Below are 16,777 nucleotides of genomic sequence, written 5' to 3'. Positions count from 1 at the left end.
AAAATCCCCCTTCGAGGGGGCAGGGGGGTGTAAAGCCCGGAAAACATTTCCCCTGAATTCAATAACATTGAATGTCGAGGTGAAGAGAGCGGGCTCTTATTCCCTGCCGATATCGCTCCGGCGGTACAATCCTTCGAAAGAAACCTTATCCATCTCCCTGTAGGCGATTTCCCTGGCCTCGGCAAGGGTTTTTCCTGTGCTTACAATGCAGAGCACACGCCCGCCCGTTGTGACCAGCTGCCCCGAATCGTTCCAGCCCGTGCCCGAATGGAACACCAGGCAGCTGGAATCTATTTTGTCCAGTCCGGTGATGGGCAGGCCGATCTTGTACCGATCCGGATATCCTTTGTACCAGCCTTTTTTGCCTTTGGTGCGGCCGCTGGTCGCAATGAGGCAAAGCTTGTAAAGAGGGTCCCATGCCGGCTGGATTTCCTTGAGGCGGCCCGTCAGGATCGCTTCGCATATATCCACCAGGTCCGTTTGGAGTCGCGGCAGGATCACCTGAGCTTCGGGGTCTCCCAGGCGGATGTTGATTTCAAGAACGTTGGGAACGATGTCGGTGCCTTCTCCCGTAAGCATGAGACCCAGGTAAAGAATGCCGCGGTACAGGAACCCGTATTTTTCCCTGACTCCTGAAATCAAGGGTTCGGCGACCTGTTCCATGATCTTCCGGACAAGGATTTCGTCCAGCCATGGGTGAGGTGAATACGATCCCATGCCGCCGGTATTCTTGCCTTCATCGTTGTCGGCTGCCCGTTTGTAGTCCTGGGCAGCCACCATGGGAACAAGAGTATGCCCGTCGGTGAAGCAGAAAAAGGAAAGCTCCCTGCCGTAGAGGCGCTTTTCGATATCCACCCGCTCACCGGCATCACCGAATATGCGCTCTTCCATGATCGCACGGATGGCCTCTTCGGCATCTTCAACATCATCACAGACCAGGGCTCCCTTTCCCGCCGCCAGACCGTCCGCCTTCACCACGACCGGGTAGCCCACCTGGCGGACATAGGCTTTTGCCTTCTCCGGGTCGGAAAAAACAGCGAATTCGGGAACGGGGATTCCCAGTTCACGCAGCAGGATTTTCGTGTCGCATTTGCTCGATTCCAGGCGGCTGGCCCGCCGGCTGGGGCCCACAATGGCGAGACCGCGGCCCTCGAAAAGATCCACAATCCCCGAAGAGAGAGGCTTTTCGGGACCGACAAAAGTCAGATCTATTTTTTCCTTCTCGGCAAAGTCCGCCATTTCCTCTATGGTCCTGGCATCGACACAGGTGGCGATCTCTGCAATTCCGGCGTTTCCATGGGCCACATAAAGCTGCTTTACCCGGTCGCTTTGAGCAAACTTCCAGGCGATCGCATGGTCCCTGCCTCCACTGCCTATTACAAGTACTTTCATGAATGTATCTCTCTCTATGCTCGACGTGTTCAGGATTTCTTGCGGGTCACGTCCTGCAGGTATTCACAGATGTTTCCATCGTATTCGTGCGTCAGGCAGAAGGCCTTGCAAGCCAGTTTGAGACTGGTCTCGCGGGATACCGAGCCTCCCGTGCGTTTCATCTCCTCGAGAATGACCGGGTAATCTTGCGGGTCGGTTACCACGGCCACATACCGGGAGTTCTTGGCGGCAGCCCGAATGAGCGTGGGGCCGCCGATGTCGATATTTTCGATGGCCTCTTCCAGGGTGCATCCGGGGCGGGCAATGGTCTTGGCGAAGGCATAAAGGTTCACGACCACCATGTCGATGGGTTCGATGCCGTGGGCTGCCATAGTTTTGACGTGAGTCTCATTTTCCCGGATGCCGAGAATACCCCCGTGAATTTTGGGGTGCAGCGTCTTCACCCGGCCGTCCAGCATTTCGGGAAAACCGGTATGGTCTGAAACTTCCGTGATGGGAATTCCGTTGTCGCGGAGCAGGCGAGCGGTGCCGCCGGTGGAAAGCATGTGGACATTCATGCTCTGGAGCCCCTGAGCAAATTCCACCAAACCGGCTTTATCGGTAACGCTCATGAGTGCGCGACGAATTTTGAACATATTTCACCTCCATAAAGATGCGCGGCCGGATGAGAACCGATTGCACCGTCATGAAATGCAGCCGGGGATTCACCCTTGGCCGTGTTGTTTATTTGTCTTTGGAAAGTAATCGGGCAAAAAGAGCATCCGTTGCTTTTACGATGGAAGCATCATCGGGAAGAAGACTCGTCGGCTTGCCTTCCCTATCGAATTGAGCCAGAAGAGGATCGGCGGGCAAGAGGGCGATGTGGTTTTCACCGAAAGTTTCCAGAACATCCTCAGGCCACGATCCGGCGTCGTTTTGCATCTGGTTTACGACCAGGATGGTTTTTTCCACACGAATGGGAAGACTTCGCACCAGTTCCGCAATGCGGCAGGCTGCCGTAAGACCGCGGCGGCTGGGATCCGAAACGAGGAGCAACAGGTCCACATCTTTCTGGGTCAGACGGCTGAAGTGTTCCATCCCCGCCTCGTTGTCCACTACGAGGTAGTCGTAGTTTTTTATCAAACGGTCAATGAGGTTACTCAAAAGATTGTTGGCCGCGCAGTAGCAGCCCGGACCTTCAGGGCGCCCCATGGCGATGAGATCGAATCCGTCCCCTTCGATCATGCATTGTTCCATTTTCATTTCCATGAAGATATCTTTGGTCATGCCGGTGGGGACACTCGTTTTCATCTCTTCACGGGCGTCCGAGAGGGTCCCTTCCAATTTTACCCCCAAAACGTCATTGAGATTTGAATTGGCATCAGCATCGATGGCAAGAACGGGTTTCATGCCATGCCTGATCATGTAACGAATCAAAAGCCCGGCGAGAGTTGTCTTGCCGGTGCCGCCTTTTCCGCCCAAAGCAACAGTATAACCCACGAAAAAACCTCCATCAAAAAATGACCTTATGTCCACCCCGGGCAAAGGTGCCGCCCGACCAGATTCAACCCATGGACAGACTTCTCTCCATCAGTCCCTGGCAAGGTAGAGCCAAAATGCCGCACAGAAACCCCATACGGCATTATAAAGACAAACAAACACGGGGGTAAGCCTCCCCAGAGTCAGCCCGAACATGCCCTCATGCTGCAAAAAAGGAAAAGCATACAGGAGCTGAAACATTGTGGGGAAAAAGCTGAAAAGAATGCCTCGACTGAATACCCCTGTCCAGAATCCACCCCTCCAGATGGGCGCGGCAAAAAGGATTCCCCAGAGCCCCCCCCACACGAGACGGGGATAGAGGAAGCTCAGGCTCCATTTGGGCGTGATCTTGACGTCCACGAGCTGAGGAATTCCTTTACGGCCCAGATAACACACCAGCCAGGTATTGACCAGGGCTCCCACACAGCCTGCAGCAAAACAAACGCTGATGCGACGCATGAGCTGGTTCATGCCTTTTTCTCTTTTCGTCTTTGAATTCCAGACTCTTTCGTCAGGCCGAACTTGCTGCCGGTCGATCCATCTCGAATGGCCCCCGAGACTGCAGTGTGATGGATCATGGACATAAATTAAAAGAATGTTGATAACATAACATTAAAGTTTTATAAAGTCCTATCAAGAAAAGAATCAGCGATTCTCATTTTGGATGTTTCTCATGATATTGGCATTTCCGACATCCCCCTTGATCCCCCTTCAAAGGGGGATTTTATCCTAAAAATTCCCCCTCGAGGGGGGTAGGGGGTGAAGGTTTTTCAAAATGAGAATTGCTGAGAAAAGAATTGATTTGAGAAGCTCTCTTATAAAATTTCTCCTTACGTAAGGGGGGATGAAGGGAATTTTGGGTTTCCCACCGGAGAACGGAATGAGGAATAGGTTAGAGATCGGACCCCGCTTTAGAAGATATTTCAAATCATTTGCCTGCCATATTTGCATTTGCATACTTGTGTGTGCACTGATGCCGGTCGACAATGCCGGGGCCACTCAAGTGCATGGCGGCCCGGAGGGGCTCTATGTCCATCAGATTGCTCATTTCTTCTTCATGTTTTCCATGGCGATCCTCATTTACTGGCTGCGTGAAAGAAGGCTGGTCCAGGAAAAGGGATGGCGCTTTGTCCAGTACGCTGCCTTTTTTTTCATGCTCTGGAATGCGGATGCAATGATTGTGCATTATCTGGACGGGCGAAACGACCTGTTTGAGATGATCAACGTTGGAGATTGGAGGGGCCGCATCCAAATTGTGGAGGAATCCGGAGGACTGGCCTTTTTATACTACCTTGTAAAAATGGATCACCTCCTGAGTGTTCCCGCTGCAGTCTTTCTTTATGTGGGATTGCGTGAACTCCTCAAGCATGCAAAAGAAGCCGGGAAAGAGGAAATACCGTCATGAGTCTTCCCCTTTATCCCATCTGGGTCGTGGACCTGGCCGGGTCCAGCCTCATGATTTTCTTTTCCTTTCTCTGTGTGCGCCTGGCGAGACGCCTCAGAGCACAGGATACCAACAATGTCATATGGATCTATCTTCTCTGGTTCTGCTACAGCCTGGCCGCTTTTGCCATTTCCCGGTCGGTGGGCCATATTGTCAAACGGGTCCTGATCACGGCGGGGTATGAAAATGTCTGGGAACTTCTCCAGCCATACAGCGGGTCCATCAACAGTATCACTTTCATCATTGTTGCTTCCATAACGCTCTTTTTCGAGCGGACCTGGAAGGTCTATCAGCAGATCCTTGGAGACAAACAGATTTTGCAGGAGGCTCATGCAAAGATTCTCTTCATGAACCGCAACCTGGAGAATCTTGTGGAGGAGCGGACCCGCGAACTGGCTTTTTCGGAACGCAAGTATCGGAGGATTTTTGAAGTCTCGAAAGACATGATACTCGTGGCGGGAGGGGATGGAGCCGTTTTGAGCCTCAATCCGGCGGGAGCGGAGATGCTGAATCTTCCCCCGGAAAAAATTGAAAACGAAAAGGTTTTTTTTCAGGATTTTTTCCATGAACCCGAGGATTGGGATGCTTTGCAAAATACCCTGCACTCCCAAGGGTATACAATGTCCATGGAAGTGGAACTGAAGCGCCGTGACGGAACACGCTTCAGCGCTCTTCTGAGCGCGTCCCTCGAAATGCATCCGGATGAGAAAGGAGAAACCCTCCATTTTCTGGTCAAGGACATTTCCCAGAGAAAAGCCATGCAGAAGCAGCTCCTTCAAGCGGACAAACTCGCTTCCGTCGGCCAGCTTGCTGCCGGAATCGCCCACGAAATCAATAATCCCCTGAGCCTGATACTGGGTTATACTCAATTGTTGCTGCGCAACGAAGAGAGCGATACCGAAAGGTTTGAAGATCTCAAGATCATAGAAAAGCACGCTCGAACCTGTAAAAACATCGTTGGCGACCTCCTGAGTTTTTCGCGCAGCGCACGGACAAACAAAGATGTTTCACATGTCAATCAGGTGGTGGAAGAGGTTCTGAGTGTGGTCCGGCACCATTTTGAGGTGGACGGGGTCACGATTCAGGCGGAACTCGATCCCCTCGTTCCACCCATGATTCTGGATGCGGAAAAAATCAAGCAGGTTTTCATGAATCTTGTCATGAATGCCAAACAGTCCATGGGCAAAAACGGGAGTCTGCGGGTGGCGACCCATTTTGACGAGGCCCATCATATGGTTTTTGTCAATTTCACGGATACCGGCACCGGAATAGAACCTCAATATTTGTCGCGCATTTTCGATCCTTTCTTCACCACGAAGGGAACCGGGGAAGGAACGGGGTTGGGGCTTTCCGTGAGCTATGGCATTGTCAAGGACCATGGCGGCGAAATCCTGGTGGAGAGCGAAGTGGGGAAGGGGTCCACCTTCACGGTGGTCTTGCCCGTGATCCTGGAAAGTACGAATTCGAAATAGTGATGAAAGAAATTATTCTGGTTGTGGACGATGCACCGGATATGCTTCAACTCCTCAAGCGGAGTCTCGAACCGGCACTGAACTGTGAAGTGAAAACGGCTCATTCCGGAGAGGATGCCTTGCGCCTTCTCGAACAGGAACCGGCGGACCTGGCGCTGATCGACATGAAGATGCCCGGCATGGACGGGATGGAGCTTCTTTTTCAGCTTCGCCGGAAGCATCCCTGGCTCACCGTGGTGATGATGACTGCCCACGGCTGCATCGAACTGGCGGTGGAAGCCATAAAGAGCGGAGCCTACGATTTTATCACCAAGCCTTTCGATCATGACGCGCTGGTGCTGAATCTGGGGAAAGCCCTGGAACGCAGCCGTCTCCTTAGGGAAAACCTCAAACTGCAGCGCCATGTGCAGCTTCACGACGCGTTTCAGAATTTGGTCGGGCGAAGCGCCAAGATGCAGCGAGTTTACGAAGCCATTCAAATGGTGGCGAAAACGGACCTGACCGTTCTCGTGACGGGTGAATCGGGTACGGGCAAAGACCTGGTATCGAGAGCCATCCATGCGCTGAGCGATCGGCGGGATCGCGCCTTTGTTGCCGTGAATTGTCCCACGGTTCCTGAAAATATTCTGGAAAGCGAGCTCTTCGGGTACAGGAAAGGTGCCTTCACTCATGCTACGCAGAACAAGATCGGGCTTTTTCAGGAGGCGCACCGGGGAACCATTTTTCTGGATGAAATCGGGGACATCAGTACAACCATCCAGACGAAACTGTTGCGCGTCCTCCAGCAGAAGGAAATCAAGCCTCTTGGAGACACCAAATCCGTGCAGGTGGATGTCCGTGTGATTGCTTCCACCAATCGGGACCTGCCCGCAAAGATCAAGACCGGCGAATTCAGGGAAGATCTATATTACCGCCTCAACGTGTTGCCCATTGTACTGCCCCCCTTGCGGGAACGCCGTGAAGATATTCCTCATCTGGTCAGCCACCTGCTGGAAAAGCACTGCGAGGAGCTCAAACGGCCACGAAAAAGAGTTTCTGCGGAACTCATGCACTATTTCCTTCAGGCTCCCTGGGAAGGGAATGTCCGCGAGCTGGAAAACATCATTATCCGGGGTATCCTGTTTGCCCCTGGAAATGAAATTCGTCCGGACGACATTGGCGTGCCCGATCTTCTGAAGGAAAAAAAGTGCCTGGTGGAAGATTCCGTCAAGAATCTCAATTACCGGAATGCCAAGGAAGAGCTTTTGCAGCGGTTTCATGCGCGATATATCGGAAATCTGCTTTCCCACACGGAAGGAAATGTCAGCCAAGCGGCGCGAATTTGCGGACTGGAACGGCAGGCCCTGCAGCAGCTCATGCGTAAATACGGCATACGGTCCGAGGACTTCAGAGGCGGCTGATGGGAAGAAAACGGGGATTTCAAGAGTGGTTCACTGCCTGAAATCCATAAGCCTGGAGTGAAGGATGCATTTTTCGATAAAGGATATTGCTCGCATTCTTGGGGTCAGTGAGAGTGAGGTTCAGGGCCATATCGATTCCGGCAGGCTGACCGCAGAGAGAATCGGCGAAGATATTCGGGTGACGGAATCCGAACTAAAAAAGTTTCTGGATACGGAAAGGAAAGCCGGGGAGAAAGAGATTTTGTCGAACAATTCCCCTGCGCCTTCGGCCCATCCCCAGGGAGGCCTCATTGAGCCCATCCTCGATCACCTGTCGAACCTGAGCCGAGAAATCCGGGATAGATGGGATTTTGTTAGAGAAAACAAGCAATTGGAATATGAATTGCGACAGAAGGAACTCCTTCTGGCCCAGAGAGAGATGGATATTCAAAATCTACAGAATGAGCTGGAGCATCAGAAAGAGCTTTACGCGAAGGAAATTGAAACCCTTGAAAGAATCCTGCGGGAAAAATGGGCTGTGATGGAAAAAGAAACAGAGAAAAGGATTGCTCTGGAGCGTGAAGAGCTGGAAAAATATTTTGCCCTGGAAAAGGAGCACTGGTCAAACAAGCTCAAAGAGGAAAAGGAGCGTTATGTTCAGAAACTCAATGAGGTTCAGCAAAAGGAAAGTTTCTGGTCCAAGCTCATGAGAATGATGACCTGGAGTTGAGGAGAGGGTGCGGCTGACGGCTCATGGCTGATGGGCTATAGTTGAGATGGCTCATGGCCATGGATTTTGAGGATTTTGAAATATGAAAGAACGTTTAGAAGAACTGATACTGAAATACGCCTTCCGCTTTTCCGAGACGCCTTCGTTCAAGCTGGTTTCGGGGGGGATGAGTCAATTTTACTTCAATTGTAAGCGTGTGACGCTTGATCCCGAGGGGCAGTATCTCATCGGCAACATGGTTTTTGAGGCCGTAAAGGATTTGAGGATCGCAGCCATAGGGGGATTGACTCTTGGAGCGGATGCCATCGCCAACGCGGTGGCCTACACCTCCTGGCTGAAGAAGCAGCCCATTCAGTCTTTTGTGGTAAGGAAAAAGCAGAAAGATCACGGGATTGTGAGCCTCATCGAAGGGAAGGTGAACCAGGGGGACCGGGTGGCTGTTGTGGACGATGTGATCACGACGGGAGGTTCTACCCTCCAGGCCATAGCCGCCTGCCGCCAAGCCGGGCTCGAGGTCGTTAAGGTGGTGGTGCTGGTGGATCGACAGGAAATGAACGGAAGAGAAAACATTTTGAAAGAAGTGCCTTTGGTGGAGTCCCTGGTGACGCGGGACGAAATCATGGAAATATATCGAAGGGAGAATAGGGGGTAAGGGGCAAGATGAGTCAATCGAACGGAAAGACGGACGAGGAAAAGCGTGCCGACGATGCCAACAAGGTCTACTGCAAAGCCTGCGAAGAGAGCGGCCTGAAGGTTGCCTCATGGGAGAATTTCGAGGCCTGGCAGGAGTACGTGGAAGGCAAAATCGACGACGTTCAGCTGGTTGAAAAAGCGAAACAGGAAATGGAGCAGTTCTCGAAGAAATTCGGAAAATATATTGTCGTCGAAAAAGAGGACCCTATGCCCGCCAAAAAGGAAAAGGAAAAGCGGGAACGGGCCAGGCAGGCAAACAAGACCTATAAGAGGGTTTGCGAAGAAGCCCGGCTCAACGTTTGCTTTTTCAATAACTTCAGTGCCTGGAGCGACTACGTTAAGGGTGAAATGAGCGAAGAAGATTTCTACGACAAAGTAAAGCTCGAAGTCCGGAAAATGGCGGGCGAGGGCAAGTAGGGGGTTGGATAGTTTTACGAACCTTTTCCCTGCAAACACGGCCGGCTTGCCGGCCGTGTCACCTCTGAAATAGACCGGGCAGCTGCAATCCTGAGGATTTGGACCTGCGAAATATGATCAGGCTGAATCTGCTCTTGAACATCGGCATAGTTTTTTGCTGATCAAGGGGAGTTCCATTCGAGGTCGAAGATTTCTCCCCGCTTCATATGTAGCCAGTACTCGAAAGAGAGCCTCCTGACCTCTTTGAAGTACTCCGGAGTCAAATTTCCATGGCGCTGAATAGCCCCCTGAATGTCCGACTTTATCCGCTCTTTCACGCTCTCCTTGAGCCGAAGCCGGAGCTTCCGGTCTCCTTTGCTAAAATCTGCTTCCACCGTAGGCGGGTCGCTTTCCGTGACCCTGATGGTCCCCCTCCCGAGGCTCGCTCCGGTGGAAACCTGAAGGCCGTCATTGAGGCAACTGAGGGGGGGCTTGAGTCCCGCATGGCTCTCCACGGTCAATTCGTCCAGGGATGCGTTGAGGATTTCCCGGGCCTGTATTCCCATTTTAGCCCCCAGAATGGAGTAAATCCCCAAGTGGCGGTGAAGCTCATTGGTGAGGACCGTGGCCTTCCATTCTTCGATGCCGTGCAGCGCAATGATCTTGGGAACCCAGGGGCGAAGATCTTCCTGGAACCGGGATGGCTGCGTCGGATAGGATTGAAGAACTACGGGGAGGCGCTCTTCCAGTTTTCCCGCACTTGATCGGCCAAGGACTTCCAGGTAGTGAGAATAGGCGGATTCCTTGTCCCATTTTGAAAGGCGAAAAAGGGGGGATTGTCCCTCTACCTTCTCGAAGGTTCCGATTCCGGGCTCATCCAGATAGAGAGCGACGGATTCATCCCATGCTTTGAAGTGGGCTTCTTTCAGGAGCTTCTGTGTCCGTTCATTCTGATGCAGGAGACAAACCAGCCGGGATGCGGGGGAATCGAGCTTTTGAATCTCGCTCAGCATGGAGCCGTCAAAGGTGAGAAGCTCTTCGTTCGATAAACGGAACGCATAGAATGGGATTCCCGAAGCCAGAACAACCTTTGCAGATTCCATATCCCGCTGAACATTCCAGTCGGGATTCGATTCGTTTGGCAGGGATCCATAAAAGAAGATGTTCTTGATCCGCTCTGCCACTCCGGGGTCTTCTCTGAGGAGATCGGCGAGATTCGTCAAGGGGCCGATGCAGATATAGCCCATGCCCTCGTCGGCTTGGGAAAGCACCTTCTGGACGGTTGAAACCGCTGTGGGACAGGAGGGTTTTCCTGAAGCTGTGCCCGCAATCTCCGGCCTGACAGCTGAACCGCTTTCAGCGGCCGGAGGCGACGGCATGTCATCGGAATGAGGGCCTGCCGGGAGGGCAGCCCATCCCATCGCTTCGGAAATCTCCCGCCATGGTGGTGGGGACGAAGCGTTCAGCACCCGTCCCGCCCCAAGGGGAATATCTTCTTTTCCAAGAAAACGGAGAATGCGCTGAAGGTTCTTGCAGCCCACTGCGGGGGACGACGCTCCATCCGAGGTGACAATGGCCTTCACCTTGAGATGATGTGAATTGAGCAGGATAGTTAGGGCCCGGACATCGTCCAGGGCCATGTCGGTATCGATAATGACAGGCGTCTGCTCTTCGTGAGCCCAGGAGGGACCACAGAAGAGCGTAAGAAAAATGGCGAAAATTATGAAAATCTTTTTCACATGCAGCCTCCCTATCGCATCTTTTAATATATCCCGGCAGAAGTGATCATTCTGCCGGGCATATGTTGAAGTCCCCCTTTGAAGGGGGGTTGAAATCATTCGATTGTTCGTCATTCCCACATGCAAAATGTTAAAGAACTTGTGAGCGGGTGTTAATGCGACATTGTCGCATTAACCACAGAGCCACAGAAGGCATGGACAAAGACTCCCAAATAAAATTTCTGTGTCTCCGTGGTTTATATGAAATCTGACAATGTCAAGTTAGAACCACAGTTTGATGCCACTCATGCCACTGATGCCGGGCATGGGATAGCCTTTTTTCTGCTCGTAATCCGTATCCGTCAGATTTTCTCCCGCAACGAAAAATTGGCCGTGCAGATCCCGGTAGGGCAGCGTGAAATCGTAGGTGAGTTTTGCGTTGAGAAGACAGTATGAATCCACCTTGTCCAGGTTTACGGTGTCTTTTTTGCGTGCCCTGGATGTCACGAAGTAATTGTCGACATAGCTGGCATCGATGCTTGCCTGAAAATGTTTCAGGAAACGGTAATTGGCACCGAAGCTGGCGCTCCATTCAGGAGCGTAGGGAAGGTCGTCGGGATCGCTGTTGAGATAAGTCGCGCCGGCGAAAAATGAGAGATCCCTCAGGGGAGAAACCGTAAAGGTTGCTTCCACTCCCTCGTTCGTAAAGGAGCCGACATTCGACCAGGTGGGCGGAAAAGGCGGAGGAGGAGCAACCACGATGCGGTTTTTTCCGTCATCGTAAAAGAAGGTAAGATCCATTTTGGCCATATTTCCCACTTTATGGCTCATTCCCGCTTCATAGTGATCCACCAGTTCCGCGGTCAGATCGTCCCACCGGTTATTGCCGGGCAGGAAGAGAGCATCGTTGGCCTTGGCGAATATCCCTGGATAGTTGATGCCACGGGCGCAGGAGGCATGCAATTCCGTATTTTTATACCCGACGATGAGGCCCGCCTGCGGTCCGGGCTCGCTGGCAAACTGGCTGTGATCGATGTAGCGCACACCGGCGGAAGGAATGGCATAAAAGCCTTCCTTCGATCCAAACATCTGGCTGACTGCCGTATAGGGAGAAAAGAGCCGGAAGGTCGTGCGATCGAAGTGGCTCTCGGGATTGGGGGGCGAGCTGATATCGACCTTGCCGCTGATGAAGTCGAGATCCATACCTAAAAGGATTTCACCCCCCTCCCACAGCCGCAGCGTCTGGCGGCCTCTCAGACCATAGTTGTCATAATCGGTGATCGTATCTTCATCGTTTTTCCCCGTTGTCTCATTGTACTGGTTGATCCAGTCTATATGGCCGTTTTCACTATAGAATTTTATATACCCCTCGGACCGTTCGTAATGATTGGAGAGGGTCCCCACTGTGAAGTAATCGTTGGTCTCGAACCTTCCATCGGGGGGGAAAGAACCGTCCACGGGCCCCGGATCATCGGCCCAATTGTCTGTCCGGTTGAAAACGATACCGGCATCCCAGTTGTTGGAAAGCTGGTAACCGAAGTGTCCGAAGTAGTTTTGCAGCTCCCCGTCGGCATTGTCGCGATGACCGTCCGATCTCCGGTAGCTTTGGATGAGGTAGTAATCCAACGGGCCGACCTTGCCGCCATGTTCCGCTACTTCCACCCAGGTATTGAAGGATCCGCCCGCCCCTTCAACACTCGTGGTGTACCCCTCTTCATGCTTTCTTTTTGTAGTGATATCCACCGCGCCGAAGGCCATGTTTCCGAACAAAACGGGTTGTGCTCCCTTGTAGACCTGCATTTCTTCGATGACGTCCACACTGAGGACATCCATGAGGGGGTGGGTCCACACACTCACGAATTTGGGAACTCCATCGACGAGGATCTGAATTTCGGCTCCAGGCCTCGATATTCCCATTCCACGTATGAAGATGGTTCCGCCTTCGCCTCCGCCGAAGCTTCCGATGGGATTATGGTGCGAAATCACGACACCCGGAGTCATTCGCAGGGCTGAGGGGAGATCCTGGGCATTCAAATCTTCGATCTGCTGTTCGGTCACCACCGTCACCTGGCTTCCCAGGCGATTGACTTGATTGCCCTCGATGACGGGAGGTGCCACAACGACGACCTCTTCCATGCCGTATGTATCATTGTGGCCGGCCTTTTCCTGCTGTGATGCATTGGATTTCGTTTCCTGAGTTGAAACTTCGAGCGGCATTTCCTCGGCGTGCACATTGCTACAGAAGTATTCCGGAAAAATTTCCCCCGAAAAAAAGACAGAACAAATCGACAGCAACAGAACCAATACGCGCATGTATCCCCTCCTTGATCCCACCAGAACTATAAGACAAAAAAGGCCATGAACCCTCCGCTCCGCGTTCACGCAGTGCATGGGGCATTCATGGCCCTGTTTTGTGCATATCTTGATGATGATCAAAAAGACGATCGGATGGATTCCGACCCGGATGAAATGGAACCGCCTCCGCTCTTCGGGCTTTCATGGTCCATCGCACCTTCATGGTGCCCCTGCCGTACCGCCATGGCCCGATATTTATTACCTTTTTCGATGCTATTGCGTCAAATGAATTCTAGTGCAAGTTTTCCCTCTATTTGAGAAGGTTACGAAAAAACCTGCCCCTTCTTTAAAGGCGAGTCAGCCTGCCTCTTCCTGCAACCGCAAGATTTCCCTGCAGCAGGCGTTTTTGAGCGTATAATCCAGTCCATTCACTGAAATGAGGCGGTCGTCGTGCAGGAATGCCGGGGTCGGGTAGTCGCGGATGAGCCTTCCCTGGTGCATCACCATCGTCCTTTCGCAGAGAAGGGATATGATGTGGATATCATGGCTGATGAGAATCTTGGTGACGGGGAGCGCCCGCAAAATATCGCAAAAGAGCTCTTCGCTGCTGGGATCGAGGTTGGCGGTGGGCTCATCGAGAATGAGCACGCGAGGACGCATGGCAAGAACCGCAGCCAGTGCGAGCCTCTTGCGCTCGCCGGCGCTCAGATGGTGGGGCACCCGGTTTTCGTACCCCGACAGGCGGACCAGTTCCAGGGACTCCACCACCCGGGACTTCCATTCGTCCGAAGGAAGCCGCAATTGTTTGGGACCGAAAGCCACCTCCTCGAAGCACGACGGGCAGAAAAGCTGATCCGCCGGGTCTTGAAACGCTATTCCCACATGGCGCCAGAGGTTTTTTCTGAACTTTTCGGAAACGGGATTTCCGTCAAAAAAGTAGGCGCCTTCTCCCTCCAAGATGCCCGCCAGACAGGAGACCAGCGTCGATTTGCCGGCGCCGTTTTCCCCCACAACCGCCACACTTTCGCCTTCGAGTATGGAGAGTGCGATTTCCCGAATCCCCCGGGTGCCGTCGGGATACCGATAGGAATAATGGCTCATGTGGATGAGAGCGTCCGGTAAACGATCATCCCCGCCAACCGGTGCTTTCTCTTCGGGCGACAGGGAAGGGAATTGGTTGGGGGAATGAACATGGGAATGAACGTGGAGCTCCCCGGGAGATTCCTCCTCGTCATTGCGGCAGCACTTCATACGGAAGGAAAAATCCAGGCCGTGCTCTCTCAGATAGGCTCGATACGCCACCAGTTCCCGCATGGAGAAGTCATGGTGGATTTGCCCGTTCTCCAGCACCACGGCCCGGTTACAGAGCCCGTAGAGGAAGGGAAGATCATGGCTGATGCAGATGAGAGTGCCGGGAAATTCCCCGAGCAATTCCGCGAAAAACCGCTCTTGCTTGGGATCGAGATTGGCTGTAGGCTCATCCAGAATGAGCACTTCCGGATCCATGGAAAGAAGAGTGGCGAAGGCGGCGCGCTTTTTCTGGCCGTAGCTCAAATGGTGAGGAGCCTTGTAGCGCAGAAGATCGAGCCCCGTCTTTCTGAGAGCATTTTCCACGCAGATTTCCATTTCCCGGCGGCTGAGGCCGCAGTTTCTCGGACCGAAAGCTACGTCTTCGTCCAGGGTATTGCAAAAGAGTTGATCGTCGGGGTCCTGGAAAAGCATTCCCACCTGCCGCCGCACTTCCAGCAGATGAGGGCCGGTGAGAGCCGATCCCTTGTAGAGCACCTCTCCGCTTCGGGGGCGGTAGAGACCGTTCAAGTGTTTGATGAGCGTCGTTTTGCCCGAGCCGTTTTGTCCTACGAGAGCAAGGCGGTCGCCGCGATGGATGGTGAGATCGATCCCCTTCAGTGCGGGATGTCCATCGGGATAGTGGTACTCAAGGGAATGGATTTCAAAGAGGGGAGGCGTATCCGGCTCCCCCTGGCCGGGCACACGTTCTGCCGGCTTCTCTGGGTCTATATGCAGACACTTATCCAGGTACAGTTCTTTCAAATGCCCCTCCCGCCACCTCGCCGAATGTTCACTTCTCAAGCTTCGTTATTCACCACGGAGACACGGAGGGCACGGAGAAGATTTTGGAATTCCTCTATGATCTCTGTGCCTCCGTGATAAACGGGAATTTCAAGAGCGACTCACTCCTTAAGCATAAGTCACGAAAACATTTTGCCCTGAACCTGTCAAGTGCAATTGAGACGGCATTCCTATCCCATCCATTTGGGCATTGACAGTTTCTTTTTATTGCTCTAAGAATTTGAGCAACCAGGTTGTCGCAACATCCTCTCCCCCATCCAAGGGTGCACCAGAAGGTGCTTTTGGATTCACCACCGAGTGTGTCTTCTTTGCCCCTCAACATGACTATGACCATGAAGGTCGAAGAGCTTGTGTTCATCGTGACGGCTGTCACTACTGGTCGTGCGTTGTGTTATGGAAGAACTGCACCTGTATTCGAGGAGGAGACTATGTCACTAAGGCGGTCATTGTATTCTTTGAGTGTTTTTGCTCTACTGGCGCTTGCTTCCCCTGCGTGGGCTCATTTTGGAGCGCTCATCCCCTCGGATGACATCGTCACCCAGGAAGATCCCAAGACCATCACGATCGAAGCAAAATTCATCCATCCCCTGGAAATGCATTATATGGAAATGCAAAAGCCGAAACGCTTCGGAGTCCTTGCCAGGGGAAAAACGGAAGATCTTCTCAATACGCTGCAGAGCGCTCAGGGAAAAGGCCCCGATCAGGACCGCACCTTTGAATTCTGGAAAACCACTTACACCATCAAGAGGCCCGGAGACTACACTTTCTTTGTAGAGCCCGCTCCCTACTGGGAACCTGCCGAAGACAAATTCATCGTTCACTACACCAAGGTCTGCGTGGATGCGCTGGGACTGGAGGAAGGCTGGGACACGCCCGTGGGGCTCGAGACGGAAATCAATCCCCTCACCCGTCCTTATGGGCTCTGGACCGGGAACGTTTTCACCGGCCGGGTCCTCTTGAAAGGAAAACCCGTGCCCAATGCGGAAGTCGAAATCGAATATCTCAATGAAGCCGCGGGAGACAAGGGTGTCGTCAAGGCCCCGTCCGACCCTTATGTCACCCAGGTGGTCAAAGCCGACCGAAACGGGGTGTTTACCTATGCCATGCCGAGAGCCGGCTGGTGGGGTTTTGCCGCCCTCAGTGACGCGCCCTGGAAGCTCAAGAAAGACGGTGTCCCCAAGTCGGTGGAAATCGGCGCGGTCTACTGGGTTCATACCATCGACATGCCCTGATTCTACAACGGGAAAACGAAGACGGTAGCCTACCCCGCAGGACAAGTCTCTTCAATGGAGAGAACAATGAATCAAAAAATGATTAAATATATAATTATATTATTTTTTTTACTTTCATTCCTCTTTGTTGGACCTGCCTTCGCTCACAAAGTGAACGTTTTTGCCTATGCTGAAGGTGGCAAGATTTACATCGAAAGCTATTTTCCCGATGGAAAATCGGTGGAGGGAGGACGCATCGAAATCCTGGACAGTCAAAATCAGAAGGTGGCCGAAGGGGTGACGGATAAGGAGGGAAAATGCGTGCTGCCTATTCCCAAAAAGGATGATCTCACCATAGTGATCAATGCGTCCATGGGACATAAGAACTCATTCCTGCTGAAAAAGAGCGAACTGGGAGAATAGACGATGCCAGGGAAT

Annotated in this window: 14 protein-coding genes and 1 pseudogene; 8 read left to right on the top strand and 7 right to left on the bottom strand. The window is 52.6% G+C overall.

What is annotated here, in order from left to right:
- Positions 1 to 96: 96 nt before the first annotated feature.
- From purD to QMG16_RS14070, 4 genes and pseudogenes are all read right to left on the bottom strand, one after another.
- Positions 97 to 1,392: a phosphoribosylamine--glycine ligase gene (purD, locus tag QMG16_RS14085; protein ID WP_281795192.1), complete on the bottom strand. Its 1,296-nt coding sequence runs from the start codon at positions 1,390 to 1,392 to the stop codon at positions 97 to 99.
- A 56-nt stretch (positions 1,393 to 1,448) separates the two neighbouring features.
- Positions 1,449 to 2,027 (bottom strand): annotated as a pseudogene (locus QMG16_RS14080) (IMP cyclohydrolase); the annotation flags it as partial.
- Between the two features lie 88 nt (positions 2,028 to 2,115).
- Positions 2,116 to 2,871 carry an ATP-binding protein gene (locus tag QMG16_RS14075; RefSeq protein ID WP_281795186.1) on the bottom strand — a complete coding sequence of 252 codons (756 nt, stop codon included), beginning with the start codon at positions 2,869 to 2,871 and terminating at the stop codon, positions 2,116 to 2,118.
- Positions 2,872 to 2,961: 90 nt separating this feature from the next.
- Positions 2,962 to 3,381 carry a hypothetical protein gene (locus QMG16_RS14070; protein WP_281795183.1) on the bottom strand — a complete coding sequence of 140 codons (420 nt, stop codon included), beginning with the start codon at positions 3,379 to 3,381 and terminating at the stop codon, positions 2,962 to 2,964.
- Between the two features lie 502 nt (positions 3,382 to 3,883).
- Here QMG16_RS14070 and QMG16_RS14065 point away from each other — a divergent pair.
- The 6 genes from QMG16_RS14065 to QMG16_RS14040 all read left to right on the top strand — a co-directional run bounded on the left by QMG16_RS14065 (position 3,884) and on the right by QMG16_RS14040 (position 9,045).
- A complete protein-coding gene (locus tag QMG16_RS14065) occupies positions 3,884 to 4,315 on the top strand; it encodes a hypothetical protein (RefSeq protein ID WP_281795180.1) in 432 nt (143 codons plus the stop codon).
- Complete coding sequence (locus QMG16_RS14060; protein WP_281795177.1) at positions 4,312 to 5,826, top strand: two-component system sensor histidine kinase NtrB; 1,515 nt, start codon at positions 4,312 to 4,314, stop codon at positions 5,824 to 5,826. The genes QMG16_RS14065 and QMG16_RS14060 overlap by 4 nt, the downstream gene beginning before the upstream one ends.
- A 2-nt stretch (positions 5,827 to 5,828) precedes the next feature.
- On the top strand, positions 5,829 to 7,226 hold the full coding sequence (locus QMG16_RS14055) for a sigma-54-dependent transcriptional regulator (RefSeq protein ID WP_281795174.1): 1,398 nt from the start codon (positions 5,829 to 5,831) through the stop codon (positions 7,224 to 7,226).
- Between the two features lie 64 nt (positions 7,227 to 7,290).
- A complete protein-coding gene (locus QMG16_RS14050) occupies positions 7,291 to 7,935 on the top strand; it encodes a helix-turn-helix domain-containing protein (RefSeq protein WP_281795172.1) in 645 nt (214 codons plus the stop codon).
- An 82-nt stretch (positions 7,936 to 8,017) separates the two neighbouring features.
- Positions 8,018 to 8,587, top strand: a complete 570-nt coding sequence (pyrE, locus tag QMG16_RS14045) for an orotate phosphoribosyltransferase (protein WP_281795169.1) — start codon at positions 8,018 to 8,020, stop codon at positions 8,585 to 8,587.
- An 8-nt stretch (positions 8,588 to 8,595) separates the two neighbouring features.
- Positions 8,596 to 9,045, top strand: a complete 450-nt coding sequence (locus QMG16_RS14040; protein ID WP_281795166.1) for a hypothetical protein — start codon at positions 8,596 to 8,598, stop codon at positions 9,043 to 9,045.
- A gap of 161 nt (positions 9,046 to 9,206) precedes the next feature.
- Here the strand turns inward: QMG16_RS14040 and QMG16_RS14035 are convergent, their stop codons facing one another.
- The 3 genes from QMG16_RS14035 to QMG16_RS14025 all read right to left on the bottom strand — a co-directional run bounded on the left by QMG16_RS14035 (position 9,207) and on the right by QMG16_RS14025 (position 15,089).
- Positions 9,207 to 10,763 carry a nucleoside hydrolase gene (locus tag QMG16_RS14035; protein ID WP_281795163.1) on the bottom strand — a complete coding sequence of 519 codons (1,557 nt, stop codon included), beginning with the start codon at positions 10,761 to 10,763 and terminating at the stop codon, positions 9,207 to 9,209.
- 261 nt (positions 10,764 to 11,024) lie between these two features.
- Complete coding sequence (locus QMG16_RS14030) at positions 11,025 to 13,055, bottom strand: TonB-dependent receptor (RefSeq protein WP_281795161.1); 2,031 nt, start codon at positions 13,053 to 13,055, stop codon at positions 11,025 to 11,027.
- A gap of 339 nt (positions 13,056 to 13,394) precedes the next feature.
- Positions 13,395 to 15,089, bottom strand: coding sequence for an ABC transporter ATP-binding protein (locus QMG16_RS14025; RefSeq protein ID WP_281795159.1), 1,695 nt, complete (start codon positions 15,087 to 15,089; stop codon positions 13,395 to 13,397).
- A 467-nt stretch (positions 15,090 to 15,556) separates the two neighbouring features.
- Between QMG16_RS14025 and QMG16_RS14020 the strand changes: the two genes are divergently transcribed.
- Together QMG16_RS14020 and QMG16_RS14015 are read left to right on the top strand one after the other, a co-directional pair.
- Positions 15,557 to 16,360, top strand: coding sequence for a DUF4198 domain-containing protein (locus QMG16_RS14020; RefSeq protein WP_281795157.1), 804 nt, complete (start codon positions 15,557 to 15,559; stop codon positions 16,358 to 16,360).
- Positions 16,361 to 16,438: 78 nt separating this feature from the next.
- The gene (locus tag QMG16_RS14015) at positions 16,439 to 16,762 is read left to right on the top strand and encodes a hypothetical protein (RefSeq protein ID WP_281795155.1); all 324 of its coding nucleotides are present in this window, start codon (positions 16,439 to 16,441) and stop codon (positions 16,760 to 16,762) included.
- Positions 16,763 to 16,777 lie beyond the last annotated feature (15 nt).

It is taken from the genome of Desulforhabdus amnigena (assembly GCF_027925305.1).
Taxonomy (GTDB): domain Bacteria; phylum Desulfobacterota; class Syntrophobacteria; order Syntrophobacterales; family Syntrophobacteraceae; genus Desulforhabdus; species Desulforhabdus amnigena.
Note: the sequence above shows the minus strand (reverse complement) of the source record. Positions and strands in the feature narration are given on the sequence as shown.

Bases quoted from the DNA above. Each gene is read 5' to 3' on its own strand.
- purD (WP_281795192.1), bottom strand. From the start codon at position 1,392: ATGAAAGTACTTGTAATAGGCAGTGGAGGCAGGGACCATGCGATCGCC.
- QMG16_RS14070 (WP_281795183.1), bottom strand. From the start codon at position 3,381: ATGAACCAGCTCATGCGTCGCATCAGCGTTTGTTTTGCTGCAGGCTGT.
- QMG16_RS14065 (WP_281795180.1), top strand. From the start codon at position 3,884: ATGCCGGTCGACAATGCCGGGGCCACTCAAGTGCATGGCGGCCCGGAG.
- QMG16_RS14060 (WP_281795177.1), top strand. From the start codon at position 4,312: ATGAGTCTTCCCCTTTATCCCATCTGGGTCGTGGACCTGGCCGGGTCC.
- QMG16_RS14055 (WP_281795174.1), top strand. From the start codon at position 5,829: ATGAAAGAAATTATTCTGGTTGTGGACGATGCACCGGATATGCTTCAA.
- QMG16_RS14050 (WP_281795172.1), top strand. From the start codon at position 7,291: ATGCATTTTTCGATAAAGGATATTGCTCGCATTCTTGGGGTCAGTGAG.
- pyrE (WP_281795169.1), top strand. From the start codon at position 8,018: ATGAAAGAACGTTTAGAAGAACTGATACTGAAATACGCCTTCCGCTTT.
- QMG16_RS14040 (WP_281795166.1), top strand. From the start codon at position 8,596: ATGAGTCAATCGAACGGAAAGACGGACGAGGAAAAGCGTGCCGACGAT.
- QMG16_RS14030 (WP_281795161.1), bottom strand. From the start codon at position 13,055: ATGCGCGTATTGGTTCTGTTGCTGTCGATTTGTTCTGTCTTTTTTTCG.
- QMG16_RS14020 (WP_281795157.1), top strand. From the start codon at position 15,557: ATGTCACTAAGGCGGTCATTGTATTCTTTGAGTGTTTTTGCTCTACTG.
- QMG16_RS14015 (WP_281795155.1), top strand. From the start codon at position 16,439: ATGATTAAATATATAATTATATTATTTTTTTTACTTTCATTCCTCTTT.